Source organism: Dysgonomonas sp. 520, from assembly GCF_010501095.1.
In the GTDB taxonomy this organism is placed as follows: Bacteria; Bacteroidota; Bacteroidia; order Bacteroidales; family Dysgonomonadaceae; genus QVMP01.
This window is the reverse complement of sequence record NZ_QVMP01000007.1, coordinates 138,509-155,722: the sequence shown is the minus strand read 5'-3', so window position 1 is coordinate 155,722 and position 17,214 is coordinate 138,509. Positions and strand designations below refer to the sequence as shown.

Sequence of the window (17,214 nt, the reverse complement as noted above, 5' to 3'; positions counted from 1 at the left end):
ACGGCTAAGACATATACTTACCGGGAATCGGAACTACATTTTTCTCGTCGATAAAAAGCACAGGCAACGGTTCGTTGCTTGTATAATTAGCATTTTTACGTTTTATTGTGCTTTTGGCTAATGCAGCCACATAGACGTCGTCATTGGCTTCCAACCGGGTTGTCAGAGAAATGGTGTGTCCCGGTTTCAATTTGCCGAGATATAAGCTCTTTTCATCATTCATTTTCTTTCTGATGGTATTAACATATATCCTGTCGTGCCTATGGTTTCCGGTGGTGAACAAGAAGTAAGCATTGCTCTTATCTTCGTCCAGTTGTATTGCCCAACATGCAAGAAACGATCCGTTCTTATTGATCGCCTTGTTGGTTATGAATTGTTTGATGGCTTTTAACCAGATAGTGCCCAATACAAAACATACGGCATAAAATATGGTGTAATAAGAAATCAGCAGGTCTTGTTTAAACAAGAACAAGATTCCTAAAAGTCCGATAAATATTAGTAATATGGGAGCAATAATCAGGATGTTTTTGTAGATAAAAGATTGAGGCATGCTGAACCTTTTGAACTTCCTGTCTTTTTCTAAATCGGCTAAAATTGTTGATCTCACGTTAATTGTATTTTATTGTTTTATTTCTTCTTCCGGTTCAACCCACTCATAACAACCTATATCCGGTCTATTATCACTTAGGCGTGAAACTCCGTTCATATCCAGAGGCAAAGATAACGAATATGTTATATCTGCTTTATCGATGGCAGGAGATTCGGCTGTTAAATTGAAATTATAGTTGTAATTCGTATCATCCTTGTCGTCATTGATATTTACGAATTTAGGGTCTTCATTCCAAATTGTATTTATAAAATTCTTATCATCCTCACCTTTGCTCTTGATGATGCAATTTCTGAAGAGATGTTCAAACTGAACATTTGCGACATTGCCTTTTATTTTATTCTGAAAGGCAATCTCTGAACCGCCACTGCCTGATACGATGCAATTGAAAAAGTCGCATCTGCCCAACGGAACTATCTCCGGAGTTTCTGACATCTCGTCAATGATATTTCCTATTATCAAAGCCTTATCATGCCCACCCCACCACGAATAGTAATTGACAACGGTGCAATGCGTGAATTGATACGAGCCGCCAATCAGCCGCACCGTAGCACCTTTTCCATTAGAGAACAGTGAGTTCTGGGCAATTATCTTACAGTTGGTTGCTGAAACTACATCCGTAAGGCTGTTGTGCACAACCGAATTGAGAAAGGTAGCCTTAACCTCCGACGTATCGGAATGACGGAAAAGTATACCGTTCGATGTTCCCCTGATATGCGTATACTCAAAATGGTTGCCGAAACTAAGCGAATCTACTTCTATGCCATCCCACTGCCCGGGAATGTTATTGTATGGAACGTTGCTCATAACCCTGTCATACCTGTCTCCACGGAAGTATACCGGCTCGTCGAGTGTTCCTTTAGAATTGATTTTGCCATTCACTACCATCTTTGCGCCGTTGTGAAAATGCAGGCGGACATTCTTCTCAATGTTAAATGTAGCACCCTTTTCGATGGTTAGGGTATCGTATATCAGATACGGTTTTTCAGCAGTGATAGTTGTATCCTCGCTAATCGTTTTTTTGTTCCATACAATGGCATCTTGCCCTACGGCTTCCAACTGAACGTATTGGGTATTACCATTAAACTTGAATTGTATCGAATCACGAATTAGCAAAGGACTATTTGAATTTAATGGGTCGACTGTTATTTCCAGAAGAATCAATATACTGTCTTTTTTGTATACATTCACATTGTTCACTTCATCGCCGGCTATTCCGTCCACATTCATCCTGAACCCGGTCTGACCTGCGCCCATCAGTTTTACGGACTCAAGTTTCAGTCCGTCGTTGTTGTGGTTGTAGACCTTCAATCGTCTTGTGGCTGAGCCAAGGCTTGTAAATATAGTATCTATGCGAAGTGTATCGGACGAAAACTCGATCCGCATACCCGAATCGTCTGATATTGAAAACGTGTCGTCTTCGCACGAAGCAAAGATGAAAGATAGAGTGATAATGAGAACAATATATTTAATACTTTTCATATAAAAGTTTTGATAGTTACAGAAAACTTTTCAGTCGCATTTTCCATCAATGGAGCAGGCTTGCCCGCTGATGAAATCTCCGCTGACATCGGATACACCATTTATTTTCCAGTTGTCAAATGCTTTAGTTAATATTTTAAGATAATCGTCGTCGGCAATGGAGCCTTCTATCTTGTCTCTATTGTTGAACAGATAGAAAGGAATATACTCCAATCCCAAAATGTCTTCGCTACGACGGATATCCTTTTCTATTTCGTCCAGAAAACTATCTCCGTTGAGCAGCAATACAATTTCGGTTTCGGGAAGTCCAATACCAACACCTAACCTTATTAACGTAGATTGGTCGCCAATATTTTCTCCATCGGTAAAATAAGCCTTAAATAATACTTCTTCGGCTTCGGTTGCCAGATTATATTTCTTTGCCAGTTTCACCAGGCGTAAGGCATCGGATGTGTTTGTGGCTATTAGTTTTTCGAAATGATAATCCAGTCCTACTTCCTTTGCAAGATTAGCAACCTTGTTCAAGGCAGCATTGGTTTTATCGGCAGTCAGACCGAAAGTTTCGGCATAATAATCGGAGTAAGGCTTATCTACACCTGTTTTGTGCAGATCGGGATTTAATTCGTAGCTGTGCCAGATTATTTCTACCTGATCGGAAAATGGAAATGCTGCTAAAGCCTTCTCCATCTTCCTTTTTCCTATATAACAATATGGACATGCAATGTCAGACCATATTTCTATCTTCATTTTTTCCATATCACCCAATAAATTCAAAGCCTCCTGATACATAAGAGGCTTTGAAAAGTTTATAAAATAAGTTTTATGACATTATTTTTTCTCGGGAACGTTTTTCAGAACTTCCAATAGAAAATCCCACCATTTAGCAACCGAAGGAATATTCACCTGTTCGGCCGGAGAATGTGCGTCGGTGATAGTTGGACCACAAGAAACCATGTCCAGATATGGATATTTTTCAAGGAACAAGCCACATTCCAATCCGGCATGTATGGCTTTTATTTCGGGTTCAACTTTATAAAGGTCTTCGTAAACCTTTTCTGCAACCTTCAATATCTCGGAGTTTGGGTTTGGTTTCCATCCGGGATAGCCGTCGCCATGTTCTACCTTTGCCTTTGCCAGAGTGAATACGGCGTTAATCATATTGGCGGCATAGTTTTTAAGTGACTCGGTTGAGCTGCGTTGACTGGTTCCTATCACAATAGTTTGGTTTTCTTTCATCTTCACCGATGCCAGATTAGTTGATGCTTCCACCAATCCGGGTATATCCTGACTCATTGCCAATACACCATGAGGACAAGCTACAAGTCCGTTCAATAGGTTACGAGTGGTATTTTTGTCGAATACAAATTCAGGTTGATCGGTAGTATCGATAGTTAATTGTACATTGGGGTCGATAACTGATAACTCTCCCTGAACTTCGGCTGCAAATATATTTAGCATCACGGCCACCCGTTCTTTGTCACCCATGGGCACACCCGCCAAAGCCGAGGCCTCACGCGCTATTGCATTGTGAAGGTTTCCGCCCGATATTTTAGCCAATCGTAAATCCATTTTGCGAGATACCTCCCAAAGATAGCGGGCAAGTATTTTGTTCGCATTGCCCAATCCTTTATGTATTTCACTGCCTGAGTGTCCGCCATTTAGTCCTTTTATGGCAACATTAAACCAATAATATCCCGAAGGAGGTTCTTCTTCTTCATATTTGAATGTTATGGTTGTACCTTTACCGCCTGCGCAGCCGATATAAATCTCTCCTTCTTCTTCCGTATCGAGGTTTATCAGTATTTCACCTGTCAGAAAATCCTTTCCGAGAGCGTATGCTCCTGTCAATCCTGTTTCCTCGTCAATAGTGAAAAGACACTCCAAGCGTCCGTGCTCGATATTGTCGGAAGCCAATATAGCCAATGCGGCAGCTACTCCCATACCATTATCGGCACCCAAAGTTGTGCCTTTAGCCTTTAGCCAATCTCCATCAACATAAGTCTGGATAGGGTCTGTATCGAAATTGAACGTCACATCGTTATTCTTTTCGCAAACCATATCGACATGCCCCTGCAAAATAACCGTTTTCAGGTTTTCTTTGCCCTTTGTGGCCGGTTTTGTAATAAGTACATTGCCTGCATGGTCTTTTTTCGCTTCAAGATTATGCTCTTTGGCAAAGTTGAGAAGATAGGCGATCACTTTCTCTTCTTTTTTCGATGGCCGTGGAATCTGAGTCAGTTCGTAGAAGTATTTCCACACAACCGAAGGTTTCAAATCATGTATTGTCATATCTGTCTTTTTTTGAGTTTTATTGTTCCGTTTATCTTGTTTAAACAATTTATTTTGCTAAAAGTAGTATTAAGAAAGCTATTTAGCAAAGAATTTTCACATCTTTTAATTGTATCAACAACGATTTATATTCACATAATAATATATCTTTGTCATGTTTTAATAGAAAGATCACTAATCTTAATTATTCAAATGAAGAATTTACCTTATGTGCTTAATGCTATTCTTTTTGTAGCTGTAATTGTTTTATACGTTTTGTTTTTTAAATCCGGTAGCAAGAATGATTTGACACCATCTGTGAAATTTGAAAACGATTCGTCTTTCACACTTCCTGTGGCTTATGTAAATATTGACTCCGTATTGGTCAATTATACTTATGCAAAGGACATAAACGAAACATTGATGCGTAAGTTTGAGTCGTCGAGAGCTTCTGTAAATCAGAAACAAAAGAACTTTGTCTCAGAACAACAAGAATTTCAACGTAAATTACAGAATAATGGATTTTTGAACGAAGAAAGAGCGAAAGTTGAGTACGAAAGAATTCAGAAAGTAGGACTAGAGCTGGAAAAAACAGCAGGACGCCTTGAGCAAGAACTAGCTGTTGAGCAACATAAAATGAATACTCAGCTAGAAGATTCTATCCGCAACTGCATTAAGGAATACAACCTCCAAGCAAATTATCAGGTAATATTCAGCAACACAGGAGGTTTAAGTAATATTATCTATGCAAAAGAAGGCTATGATATTACGGATGCTGTTTTAGCTTTGTTGAACAGTAGATATACATCTCCGGCTAAAAAAGACTAAATTAAAATACAAATAATGAACAAAAAGGAGTTTTTTCAGAAATGAAGAAGCTCTTTTTTGCTTAATCAGATATATCTAATTTATTTATGAAACACACAAAACTATTAATTATTGCCCTGCTATGTTCTGTTTCTGCAATGGCTCAACAGGATGCAAAATTACCGATTGCTTATATTGACGTTGATTCGGTTCTCATCCATTATGACTATGCGAAAGAAATAAATGAGACATTGCAGCGAAAGATAGAAACTTCGAAAACGATGATCAGCCAAAAAGAAAAGACTCTTGAAGCTGTACAAACTGAGTTTAAGAAGAAAATAGATAATAATACCTTCCTCAATGCAGAACGTGCTCAGAAAGAGTACGACAGGATTCTGAAGATGGGCACGGATCTGGAAGAATTGGGCAAGCAACTAGATGAAGAATTGTCTATTGAACAACAGAGTCTTAATGCCACATTAGCCGATTCTGTCCGCAAATATCTTGCCGAATACGTGAGTGATAAAAATTATGAAATGGTATTCACCAACACCGGAATTGATAATATCTTGTATGCTAAGGAGAAATACAATATCACATCGGAATTCATAAAATATATAAATCAGAGATATAAAGAAACAAAAGGCAAATGATTAGTAACTTTTCGAAATCTGAAATAAAAACGTTAATTTTGAAATCCGATTATACGAACAATGAAGAGTTTCAATCAATTAAAAAAGAATCTGAAATTAGACTTTTCCGGTAAAAAAGTTGTGAAGATTGCCATACTTGGCGATTCTGCCACACAGTTTTACTCGCAATGTTTGCGTGCGACAGGTTTTGATTCAGGTTTTGATTTGCAGATATTTGAAGCGGATTTTAATCAGATTGAATATCAAGTGTTAACTCCGGATTCTGAATTGTATAAATTTCAGCCGGAAATAGTTGTGATATATCAGTCTTCGCACAAATTATTGTTGAAATATAATAAAATTGGAGAAAAAGAACGTCTATCTCTGTCTGATGATCGTATTTCGCTATTGGATAGATTGGTCGATTCTATTGAGTCTCGGCTAAATTCGAAAATAATATACTTTAATTATACCGAAATAGATGATGCTGTTTTCGGTAGTTTTGCCAATAAAGTAGAATCGTCTTTTGTTTTTCAGCTTCGTAAGTTGAATTACCAATTGAATGAATTCGCATTGCAACATCCAAACTTTTTTGTCTGTGACATATCTTCCATTCAGAACCAGATAAGAAAAGACGTTTTTTATCAGGCATCAATTTATGTCAACACAGAAATGCTGATATCCATAGATGCTCTGCCTTTTGTGGCGAAAGAAACTATGGACATAATAGAGGCTTTTTTTGGGAAAATAAAAAAGTGCCTTATCCTCGACCTTGATAATACTCTTTGGGGTGGTGTGATTGGTGACGATGGGATAGAATCCATCCAGATAGGATCGTTAGGTATTGGCAAAGCATTTACAGAGTTTCAATATTGGATAAAGAAACTGAAAGAACGAGGAATAATTTTGGCGGTTTGTAGCAAAAATACAGAATCGGTTGCAAAAGAGCCTTTCGAAAAACATCCTGATATGGTGTTGAAACTAGACGATATAGCTGTTTTCGTTGCTAATTGGGAAAACAAAGCGGATAATATCAGGCGAATACAGAGTATTTTGAATATAGGTTTCGATTCTATGGTATTTTTGGATGACAATCCTGCCGAAAGATGTATTGTAAGGGAAAATATACCTGAAATAACAGTGCCGGAGTTGCCCGAAGACCCTGCTGATTATCTGGAATATCTGTATTCTTTAAACCTGTTCGAGACTGTCAGCTATTCGGCTCAAGACGGGGAAAGGACAAAGCAATATCAGACAGAGGCAAAAAGGATAATTGAGCAAGACCGTTTTACGAACGAAGACGATTTCCTGAAAAGTTTGGATATGGTTTCGTTGGTCGAACCTTTTAACAAGTTTAATGAACCGAGGGTTGCCCAATTGACACAACGTTCCAATCAGTTCAATTTGAGGACAGTTCGTTACACTGATTCCGACATTCTCCGCATTGCAAATGACAATACTTTTTTTTCTCAGACCTTTACATTGGAAGACAAGTTTGGTGACAATGGGTTGATCTGTATCGTCCTGCTAAAAGCCGAAGATCAAGACACTTTGTTTATTGACACATGGCTGATGAGCTGTCGGGTATTGAAAAGAGGTATGGAGAATTTCACTTTGAATACGATAGTTAAATTGGCTAAGGAAAAAGGATTCCGTTGGCTGAAAGGCGAATATATACCTACACCTAAAAATCAGATGGTTCGGGATCATTATCTCAACTTGGGATTTGAGGCTAAATATGGATTTTGGTTTCTGGATGTAGATTCATACATCGAAAAAGAATGTTTTATTTCAAAAAAATAGAAATGGAAAGATCACAGGTTTTAGAAGAAGTAAACGAAATATTCAAGGATATTCTTGATAATGACGAAATAAATCTGACAGATACGTCCACTGCCGATGATGTGGAGGAATGGGATTCGTTGACACACATACAATTGGTTGTAGCTGTTGAAAAGCATTTCGATATACGTTTCAAATCGAAAGAAATACAATCGTGGAACAATGTCGGGGAAATGATAAATTCTATAACTGAAAAAATACAATAGTCTTTTCCTTAGCATATGGAACTTAATTCTTTAGGCTTTCTCTTCTTTTTTGTTGCTTTTTTCATACTCTATTGGTTTGGAACAGGTGGCAGAATTAAGTTACAAAATATTCTGTTGCTGGCAGGCAGCTATTTATTTTATGCTGTATGGGATTGGAAATGTCTTTTTCTTTTGATTGCGTCTTCTGCCATTAATTATTTTCTTGGTATCGAAATAGGAAAAACCGAGAACGAAAAGAAGAGGCAAGTTTTGGTCTGGTTTGGAGTTTTGTATGGAATTCTGAGTCTCGTGTACTTCAAATACACAAATTTTTTCATAACCTCATTTATTGATGCGTTTGCATTTTTCGAGATAAGCCTTAATATCCACACTTTAAAGATTATACTACCATTAGGAATAAGTTTCTATACATTCCGCACCATCAGTTATATTCTTGATGTAGACAAAGGAAAAATAGAGCCTGTAACCAATTGGATTAATTTTTTTGCCTATGTGGCATTCTTTCCCTGTATTATTGCAGGCCCGATTGATAAAGCACGTACTTTTGTGCCTCAATTGGAAAAGAAACGTGAGTTCGATTATAGCATGTCTGTAAACGGACTGAAGCAGATATTGTGGGGATTGTTTAAGAAAGTGGTTGTTGCCGACAATTGTGCCGAGATAACAAATCACCTCTTTGCAGATTATGCCAACTTACCTTCTTACTTACTACTTTTGGGCGCATTTCTTTATACCGTTCAACTATATACTGACTTTTCAGGCTATTCGGATATGGCTATTGGTATAGCTAAACTGTTGGGTATAAATGTAACTATCAATTTCAACTATCCATTTTTCGTTCAAAATGTTGCTCATTATTGGAGAAATTGGCACATGTCTCTCACTTCGTGGCTAACGGAATATGTATTCACACCTCTGTCAATCAAATTCAGGGATTACGATAAATGGGGCATAATTCTGGCTTCTATCATCAATTTTGTAATTGTTGGAGCATGGCACGGGGCAAACTGGACTTTTGTGTTGTTTGGTTTTTTACATGGATGCTATTTTATACCTCTGATATTGAGAGGAAGAATGAATAAAAAGATACCTAAAATAGAAAAATTGCCTAACGGAAAAGAATTGCGAAATATGGTAGCTACTTTTCTTCTGATTATGTTCACCAATGTTGTATTCAGGGCAGATAGTGTATCTCATGCTTTTTCTTATCTGGCAGGAATATTGACTCAACATTTTGTTGTGAATGTGGCTGACATAGAGTATTTATCGTTAATAAAATTATCTATTCTATTGGTTATTATCCTTGTCTTCTTCATGTTGGAATGGAAAGGGCGGGCAAAAGAGTGCCCGCTGTATGTAATTTTGCAAAATAGAAGCAGATATTTAAGGTGGGCATTTTATTATGTGCTCATCGTTATGATATTTTTGTATGTTGGAGAAGAACAAGAATTTATTTATGCTCAGTTCTGATGAAAAAGAAGTTTATTAAATATCTGTTTATATTTCTTTTGCCAATAATGATTCTTGTTGTTGGGATGGAGGTTGCTTTGAGAAGTATACCCAACGATTATAAAGATAAATCCGAATATTTAGACAGACATGCTCAGAACATAGAGGTGCTCTTGTTGGGAGCATCCCATATTATGTATGGGATTAATCCTGAGTTTTTTTCCGATAATTGCTATAATGCTGCTTATGTTTCTCAGTCTTTAGACTTTGATTACGATATTCTGATGAAATATGATGAACAGTGGAATAATCTGAAATATATTATTTTGCCAATGTCATATTGTACAATGACCGAAAGGCTGGAAACGATAGATGAGTGGTGGAGGATAAAAAATTACCTGATCTACTATCGTGTTGGAAAAGCAAAGTCTATATCCGATTATACGGAGGTATCCGGCAATAAGTTAGACGTAAATTTGAAAAGACTGTATAAGTATTTTTTCAACAATGAAAGTCCTGTTACTTGTGAAGAAAATGGTTGGATAAAGAAGCCTTTCAAGTTGAATAATAACCTGGAGAAAGATGGTAAACGGATAGCTAAAAAACATACAATAGATGATCCTGAATGTGTCAGGGAAAACACAGAAATATTGCGGAATATTATTCAATATGCAAAGCGTAAAGATATTAAAGTGATTTTGGTAACAACCCCTACTCATAAGGGTTATTACGAAAACCTGAATAAGAGCCAATGGGAGATGACAAAGAATATTGCTAATCTAATGGTAAAAGACTATGATAATACTTATTTTTATGATTATTTATCTGATACATCCTTTACCGAATATGATCTCGCAGATTGTAACCATTTGAATGAATACGGAGCAAAAAAACTAAGCCTGAGACTAGACAGTATCATCCACACACTACCCGATTAAATTTGTTATTAAAGTAATGCTTCGGAGAATATTTTGTAAATTTGCACACAATTGTATCAACTAATCTATTTAATATAAATATATATGGCAACACCTCCTTTCAAGTATCAGGAAACGTTCCCGATGGGAAAAGATACAACAGAATATTACTTATTATCGAAAGATTACGTCTCAACCGCAAATTTTGAGGGACAAGAAGTCCTCAAAGTTGAGCCGGAAGCACTAACCCTGTTATCACAACATGCTTTTCACGATGTAGAATTTCTGCTTCGTCCCGAACATCAGGAACAAGTGGCAAAAATTTTGTCTGATCCGCAAGCTAGTGATAATGACAAGTTTGTGGCATTGACTTTCCTCCGTAATGCCGAAATTTCGGCAAAGGGCATACTTCCATTCTGTCAGGATACAGGAACAGCCATTATTATGGGTAAAAAAGGTCAAAACGTGTGGACTGGCGGAAATGATGAAGAGGCTCTTTCTAAGGGAGTTTACAATACCTTCACCGAAGACAATCTGCGTTATTCTCAGAATGCACCCCTCGATATGTATAACGAAGTGAACACAGGCTGTAACCTTCCTGCTCAAATAGATCTGTATGCTATACAAGGAAATGAATATAAATTTCTTTTTGTGGCAAAGGGTGGGGGATCAGCCAACAAAACCTATCTGTATCAGGAAACAAAGGCTTTGTTGACTCCCGAAAAACTTGAACCATTCCTTATCGAGAAAATGAAATCGTTGGGAACGGCTGCGTGCCCTCCTTATCATATAGCTTTTGTTATTGGCGGAACTTCGGCTGAAACAAACCTCAAGACTGTGAAACTGGCATCAACAAAATATTACGATAGCTTGCCAACTTCAGGAAACGAGGGCGGACGTGCTTTCCGTGATTTGGAAATGGAAGCCCGTTTGTTGGAAGCCGCACAAAACTTGGGCTTAGGTGCTCAGTTTGGAGGAAAATATTTTGCGCATGACATACGTGTTGTTCGTCTTCCTCGTCATGGCGCATCTTGTCCTGTGGGGATGGGCGTTTCTTGTTCGGCTGACAGGAATATCAAAGGAAAGATTAATAAAGATGGAATCTGGTTGGAGAAACTTGAAGATAACCCGGCTCGCCTTATTCCTGCCGAAATGCGTGAAGCCGGCGAAAACGGTGGCGTGAAGATTGACCTCAATCGCCCGATGAAAGAAATTTTGAACGAACTGAGCAAATATCCTGTTTCAACACGTCTTTCTTTGACGGGAACAATCATTGTTGGTCGTGACATTGCACATGCCAAACTTCAGGAAAGATTGGACAGGGGCGAAGATTTACCACAATATATAAAAGATCACCCTATCTATTATGCAGGGCCTGCAAAAACACCAACCGGATATGCCAGTGGTTCGATGGGGCCAACTACGGCGGGCCGTATGGACTCGTATGTCGATTCTTTCCAATCGCATGGGGGTAGCCTGATAATGATTGCAAAAGGTAATCGCAGCCAACAGGTAACCGATGCTTGCCATAAATATGGAGGCTTCTATCTGGGTAGTATAGGAGGTCCGGCGGCTATTCTGGCTCAGGAAAACATAAAGAGTCTGGAGTGTTTGGAATATCCTGAACTGGGTATGGAGGCAATCTGGAAAATTGAAGTGGAAGATTTCCCTGCATTTATTTTAGTGGATGATAAAGGAAATGACTTCTTCAAACAATTGAAGCCAAGAAATTGCGCTTTCGGATAATATCAAAAATAAATATGAAAAAAGCAGAATGAAAATCATTCTGCTTTTTTTTACTTCTTACCATCATATCGGTAGTGTCCTGTTATTTTCCAGCTGAAAAGGCAGTCTTCTGCAACCTGACCTCTTCCTATGTTATGCACGATGCCGTATCGTTTTCCGTCTTTCGATTTTCGATCAACAACAATTCCTATATGAACAGGGCCTCCGCCAAGATCCCATGTTACTATATCTCCGGGAAGGTAATCTTCTGCTATATCAGTTACTTTCAGACTCTTCCCAAACCGGGAAAAGAATACCTGAAGATTCGGCACTCGGCGATGATCAATATTTCGGTCAGGTTTTGTCAATCCCCATTTTTTGCGACTGGGATATAAGTTGAAATTCTTTTTTATGTCTTCGTGTACTTCTTTTTGCAAGTCGATGCCTAACTTCCTATATGCACGGACAACTACATCGGTGCATACACCTTTGTTTGCCGGAACATCTCCGTTCGGATACGGTATCGAGAAATATGCCGGATCGTATATCACAAAATCATTTGTCAATTGCAATGCGGCATCAGACAACTTGGCATAAAAATCTTTCTCGATGACAGTATCGCTCTGTGTGGGCGGGATATCCTCCTGTTCGTTCAACGTTTTGGGAGTTTGCGCACACGAGAAATGAGCAACAAATATCAAAGACAGAAAGAGCTGTAAACGCATCATATTGAAGTTATTAGATTTAGAATTATATCTTACAAGCTATTGATATTTTTCTCATTGATAATCTTTTTGCCATCGGGCGTATAAAGAAAATCTATGCGATCTTTGTAAACTTCTTCAACTTTACCCCTCACTATCTTCATTGTACTGTTCACCATGTGATTTTGCTCGGTAAATGGTTCCGGCAAAACGGCAACGGCAGCAGGAAGCCATCTTTCGGGAAATTCCCCGGCAAATTCGCCTTTCGATTTGTACTTGTCTATTGATTCTTGTATCAACATCAGAGCCTGTTCTTTTGCTTCCTTAGAATCCCACTCCAGATGAGGATGTATTTTCTTTACGGCTTCTTTCAGATTCGGAACATTAGGAACAGCCAAAGCCACTGTATATGGGTCTTGATTGTTGTGCAAGATTATTTGATCAACGTAAGGTGTCTTCTCCACAATAGATTCTTCGATGCCCTCAGGCGCATATTTCTCACCATCGCTCGATATCAATAGGCTTTTGAATCGACCCAATACATAAAGGAATCCGTCGTTATCCATATAACCCATATCTCCCGTATATAGCCATCCGTTTTTGACGGTATCAGCCGTAGCCTTATCATTTTTCCAATAACCAAGCATCACGTTTTCTCCTTTTACTACAATCTCCCCTTTTTCGCCCAGAGGAAGTTCCTTTCCGTCCTCGTCACATATTTTCAGTTCAAGGTTGCTTACCAAAAAGCCCGAAGAACCCAACTTATGCCTATGCAGAGCATTTGCCGAGATGATAGGAGTTGCTTCCGAAAGTCCGTAACCTTGAAGCATGGGTATACCGATAGCATAGAAAAAACGCTGCAACTCAATATCTAACAATGCTCCGCCTCCGATAAAAAATTTCAATCGACCACCAAAGGCTTCCCTCACCTTCGAGAAAAGAATTTTGTCATAAACATTCAGCAAAAGTTTTGTGAAAGGATTTTTCTTTTTGTTGTATCCTTCCTTGTTATAGGCATAAGCCGTTTTAAGGGCATGATTGAACAGCTTAACCGTAAAATCACCTTTCGATTTTATGTTTGCCTCTATATTTTTCCTGAAATTCTTAGCCAGAGCGGGAACGCTCATAATAACCGTCGGCTTGAATTCTTTTATGTTCAGAGGGATGTTGCGCAATGCCTCGGCAGGAGTTTTTCCCCTCTGAACCGTAGCCACATTTGCGCCGTATGCCATGAATGTATAAAACCCGGCAACATGTGCGAAACAATGGTCTAGCGGAAGAATTATCAGGTTGCTGTCTTCCGGGTCAATTTTAATTAACGACATCGCTTGTTCAACATTTGCCGTATAGTTTCGATGCGAAAGCAGTATTCCTTTCGGGTCGGCGGTGGTTCCTGAGGTGTAACTTATGTTAGCAATATCCGAACCTTTCACATCCAGGGATGAAGCCTCTATTTGTGCTCTGTTTTTATCCAGATTATCCGTGCCGATTTTGCAGACTTCGGTGTATGAAATCTCTTTATCTTGCAGATCGGCGCTAATATCATAAACTACAACTTTCACAATGTCGGGTAAATCATTTATGATTGCCCTTATCTTTTTCAGTTGACCACCCGATACTATTATATATTTTGTTTCCGAGTGTTTCAACCTGAATAACAGGTCATTGCTTTCTTCCAATTTTATGGACAAAGGAACGTTCACAGCACCAAGATGTAGTATTGCCAACTCTGTTATAATCCAATCGTTTCTACCCTCTGACAATAAGGCAACCTTATCTCCCTTTTTTATCCCTAAGGAGAGAAGTCCTGATGCCAATTGATAGACCTTTTGCTTTGTCTGTCCGTAAGTTAACGGGGAAAATTGATCGGCTGTCTTTTCCCACAAAAAAGATTTATCCTTATATTTTTCTACACTTTCGTTGAATAAGTTGATAATAGTTTTCATTAGTATTTAAATCTTGGTTTATTTTTATATTATGAAACCGTCTAGACTTTTTCGTTTTATTCAATTTTGTCATCCTGAGAGTATCGAAGGATCTGTTTTTTAGATGTTTCACTACGTTCAACATGACAAAAACTCAAAAATTAAGTATAATTTAAAAAGTCTAGATGACTTCTATTATTTGCCATCCTTCGCTATGCTCAGGATGACAAATACCGGCGAATATTTATAACATCACATTTTTCTTGTGTCGGTTTTTTCATGAACAATAGCATCAACCACAGCCACCGTTGTCAGGTTGATGATATCACGTACCGAACTTTCCATATCTGTGAAATGCACAGGCTTGTTCAGACCCATTTGAATTGGGCCTATCGTATCGCCCGACATACCCATCTCCATAAGTATTTTACTCACGATATTTGCAGAACTTAGGTTCGGAAATATCAAGGTGTTAACATCTTTGCCTTTGATCTTATTGAACGGGAACATCTTGTCGCGCAGATCTTTATCCAATGCAAAATTTATTTGCATTTCGCCATCAATACATATTTCGGGGTTATGTTCGTGTAGATGTTGTATAGCCATCGCTATTTCGTGCGGACTACCATCACGATCGGCTCCGAAATTGGAAAACGAAAGCATTGCCATCACAGGGTCGGTGGAGAAGAAACGCACGGCATCGTGAGTTTGTTTCACAATGTCGATGAGGGTTTCTGTTGCAGGCCAACGGTTGATCAGCGTATCGGCAATGAAGAATATCCCTTTCTTGGTTTGCAGGATATGCATTGCCGAGAAATGTTTGTAACCCTCACCCAGCCCGATAATGTCGAGAGCCGAGCGACCAAACTCACGGAATTGGCTGTATATTCCCGTAATCAGGGCATCAGCTTCTCCCGTTTCAACCATCATCATGCCAAAGTAGTTGCGGTCGTTCATTTTTTCCAATGCCTCCATGTATGTCCATCCGTGACGTTCCCTTTTTTTTGCCAGAATTTTGGCATAGCGGTCACGCGTCGAGTCTTCCTCTACATTGCGGTTGTCAATGATTTCGATGCCATCAAGACTAAGATCGTTTTCTGCTGCAATCCTATTAATGCGCTCTACATTTGCAATGAGTATGGGTATGCAGATACCCTCTTTATAGGCTGTAATAGCGGCTTTCAGCATGTTGATGTGGTTGCCTTCGCTAAACACAACACGTTTTGGGTTACTTTTTGCCAAAGAGGTTAAACGTCTTATCAATCGGTTGCTGTAACCCATCATTTCGCTCAACTTGTTTTCGTATGCACTCCAATCCTCTATTGGTTTTCGAGCCTCGCCCGAATCAATGGCAGCTTTAGCCACAGCCATAGAAACGCTGGTGATTAACCGGGGGTCGAGCGGTTTTGGAATGAGATATTCTCGTCCGAACGTAAGTTTCTGAAGTCCATAGGCCGAGTTTACAACATCGGGAGCAGGTTCCTTCACAATGTCGGCAATAGCTCTTACTGCCGCCAGTTTCATATCTTCGTTTATTCCCTTTGCCCTGACGTCTAGCGCACCTCGAAAGATATAAGGAAAGCCCAACACGTTATTCACCTGATTAGGATAATCGGAACGTCCTGTGGCAAATATTATGTCAGAGCGAGAAGCCATAGCCTCGTCGTATGGTATTTCGGGATCAGGATTTGCTAAAGCAAAAACGATGGGGTTTTTGTTCATCAATTTCACCATATCTGCCGACAATACGTTGGCAACCGACAAACCGAGGAACATATCTGCGTTTACGAGAGCCTCAGATAGTGTATTTGCTGTTTTATCGGTGGCAAATAGCTTTTTCGACTCGTTCAGGTCTGTTCTTCTTGTGCTGATAACACCTTTGCTATCGCACATAATGATGTTTTCTTTCCTTGCTCCCAAACTCATATAAAGTTTAGTGCAGGCAACAGCCGATGCGCCGGCTCCGTTTACAACGATTTTGATATCCTCTATTTTCTTATCGGCAATAATCAGAGCATTGAGTAGTGCTGCCGATGATATTATTGCAGTTCCGTGCTGGTCGTCGTGCATGACGGGAATGTCCAACTCTTCTTTCAATCTGCGCTCTATCTCGAAACATTCAGGGGCTTTTATATCTTCCAGATTGATTCCTCCGAATGTTGGTGATATGGCTTTCACCGTTCGAATAAATTTCTCAGGGTCTTTTTCGTCTATTTCTATATCGAAGACGTCTATCCCCGCAAATATTTTAAATAACAAACCTTTACCTTCCATCACCGGTTTCCCAGCAGCAGCGCCAATGTCTCCCAATCCTAACACTGCCGTGCCATTGGAGATAACAGCTACAAGATTGCCTTTTGCCGTGTAGTCGTAAACTGTTTCGGGATTTTTTTCTATCTCGAGACAGGGTTCGGCAACCCCCGGCGAGTAGGCTAATGACAAGTCGTTTTGGGTACTGTGAGGTTTGGTTGGCACAACCTCAATTTTTCCGGGCTTTCCCTTACTATGGTAATTGAGAGCCGCATCTTTTGTTATTTTAGGCATACAACATCAATTTTTGAAGTATGATTAATGTGACTAATAGAATTTATATTGTGAAACCGTCTAGACTTTTTCGTTTTATTCAATTTTGTCATCCTGAGAGTATCGA

Annotated in this window: 14 protein-coding genes; 7 read left to right on the top strand and 7 right to left on the bottom strand. The window is 39.1% G+C overall.

All coding sequences use genetic code 11. From position 1 onward, the window contains the following. Positions 1–4: 4 nt before the first annotated feature. The 4 genes from D0T56_RS05655 to D0T56_RS05640 all read right to left on the bottom strand — a co-directional run bounded on the left by D0T56_RS05655 (position 5) and on the right by D0T56_RS05640 (position 4,378). Complete coding sequence (locus tag D0T56_RS05655; RefSeq protein WP_163319165.1) at positions 5–607, bottom strand: hypothetical protein; 603 nt, start codon at positions 605–607, stop codon at positions 5–7. Positions 608–619: 12 nt separating this feature from the next. Continuing rightward, on the bottom strand, positions 620–2,089 hold the full coding sequence (locus D0T56_RS05650) for a choice-of-anchor Q domain-containing protein (protein WP_163319164.1): 1,470 nt from the start codon (positions 2,087–2,089) through the stop codon (positions 620–622). 30 nt (positions 2,090–2,119) lie between these two features. After that, entirely contained in the window at positions 2,120–2,845 is a 726-nt protein-coding gene (locus D0T56_RS05645; RefSeq protein ID WP_163319163.1) for a DsbA family oxidoreductase, read from the bottom strand. 72 nt (positions 2,846–2,917) lie between these two features. Further along, positions 2,918–4,378 carry an aminoacyl-histidine dipeptidase gene (locus D0T56_RS05640; RefSeq protein WP_163319162.1) on the bottom strand — a complete coding sequence of 487 codons (1,461 nt, stop codon included), beginning with the start codon at positions 4,376–4,378 and terminating at the stop codon, positions 2,918–2,920. 192 nt (positions 4,379–4,570) lie between these two features. On the opposite strand from D0T56_RS05640, the gene D0T56_RS05635 reads away from it, so the two are divergent. The 7 genes from D0T56_RS05635 to D0T56_RS05605 all read left to right on the top strand — a co-directional run bounded on the left by D0T56_RS05635 (position 4,571) and on the right by D0T56_RS05605 (position 11,956). Further along, complete coding sequence (locus tag D0T56_RS05635) at positions 4,571–5,185, top strand: OmpH family outer membrane protein (RefSeq protein ID WP_163319161.1); 615 nt, start codon at positions 4,571–4,573, stop codon at positions 5,183–5,185. A gap of 86 nt (positions 5,186–5,271) precedes the next feature. Continuing rightward, the gene (locus D0T56_RS05630; protein WP_163319160.1) at positions 5,272–5,817 is read left to right on the top strand and encodes an OmpH family outer membrane protein; all 546 of its coding nucleotides are present in this window, start codon (positions 5,272–5,274) and stop codon (positions 5,815–5,817) included. 60 nt (positions 5,818–5,877) lie between these two features. After that, entirely contained in the window at positions 5,878–7,599 is a 1,722-nt protein-coding gene (locus D0T56_RS05625) for an HAD family hydrolase (protein WP_163319159.1), read from the top strand. A 2-nt stretch (positions 7,600–7,601) separates the two neighbouring features. Further along, on the top strand, positions 7,602–7,844 hold the full coding sequence (locus tag D0T56_RS05620; RefSeq protein WP_163319158.1) for an acyl carrier protein: 243 nt from the start codon (positions 7,602–7,604) through the stop codon (positions 7,842–7,844). Between the two features lie 15 nt (positions 7,845–7,859). Beyond that, a complete protein-coding gene (locus D0T56_RS05615; RefSeq protein ID WP_163319157.1) occupies positions 7,860–9,314 on the top strand; it encodes an MBOAT family protein in 1,455 nt (484 codons plus the stop codon). Continuing rightward, positions 9,314–10,231, top strand: a complete 918-nt coding sequence (locus D0T56_RS05610) for a hypothetical protein (protein ID WP_163319156.1) — start codon at positions 9,314–9,316, stop codon at positions 10,229–10,231. Before D0T56_RS05615 ends, D0T56_RS05610 begins: the two co-directional genes overlap by 1 nt. 84 nt (positions 10,232–10,315) lie before the next feature. Beyond that, the gene (locus D0T56_RS05605; RefSeq protein WP_163319155.1) at positions 10,316–11,956 is read left to right on the top strand and encodes a fumarate hydratase; all 1,641 of its coding nucleotides are present in this window, start codon (positions 10,316–10,318) and stop codon (positions 11,954–11,956) included. 50 nt (positions 11,957–12,006) lie between these two features. Here D0T56_RS05605 and D0T56_RS05600 read toward each other — a convergent pair whose 3' ends face one another. The 3 genes from D0T56_RS05600 to D0T56_RS05590 form a co-directional block, all read right to left on the bottom strand. Beyond that, a complete protein-coding gene (locus D0T56_RS05600) occupies positions 12,007–12,663 on the bottom strand; it encodes a DUF1287 domain-containing protein (RefSeq protein ID WP_255491061.1) in 657 nt (218 codons plus the stop codon). A 29-nt stretch (positions 12,664–12,692) separates the two neighbouring features. Next, positions 12,693–14,585 carry a long-chain fatty acid--CoA ligase gene (locus tag D0T56_RS05595; RefSeq protein ID WP_163319154.1) on the bottom strand — a complete coding sequence of 631 codons (1,893 nt, stop codon included), beginning with the start codon at positions 14,583–14,585 and terminating at the stop codon, positions 12,693–12,695. A gap of 231 nt (positions 14,586–14,816) precedes the next feature. After that, positions 14,817–17,108, bottom strand: coding sequence for an NADP-dependent malic enzyme (locus D0T56_RS05590; RefSeq protein WP_163319153.1), 2,292 nt, complete (start codon positions 17,106–17,108; stop codon positions 14,817–14,819). Between the last annotated feature and the right edge of the window lie 106 nt (positions 17,109–17,214).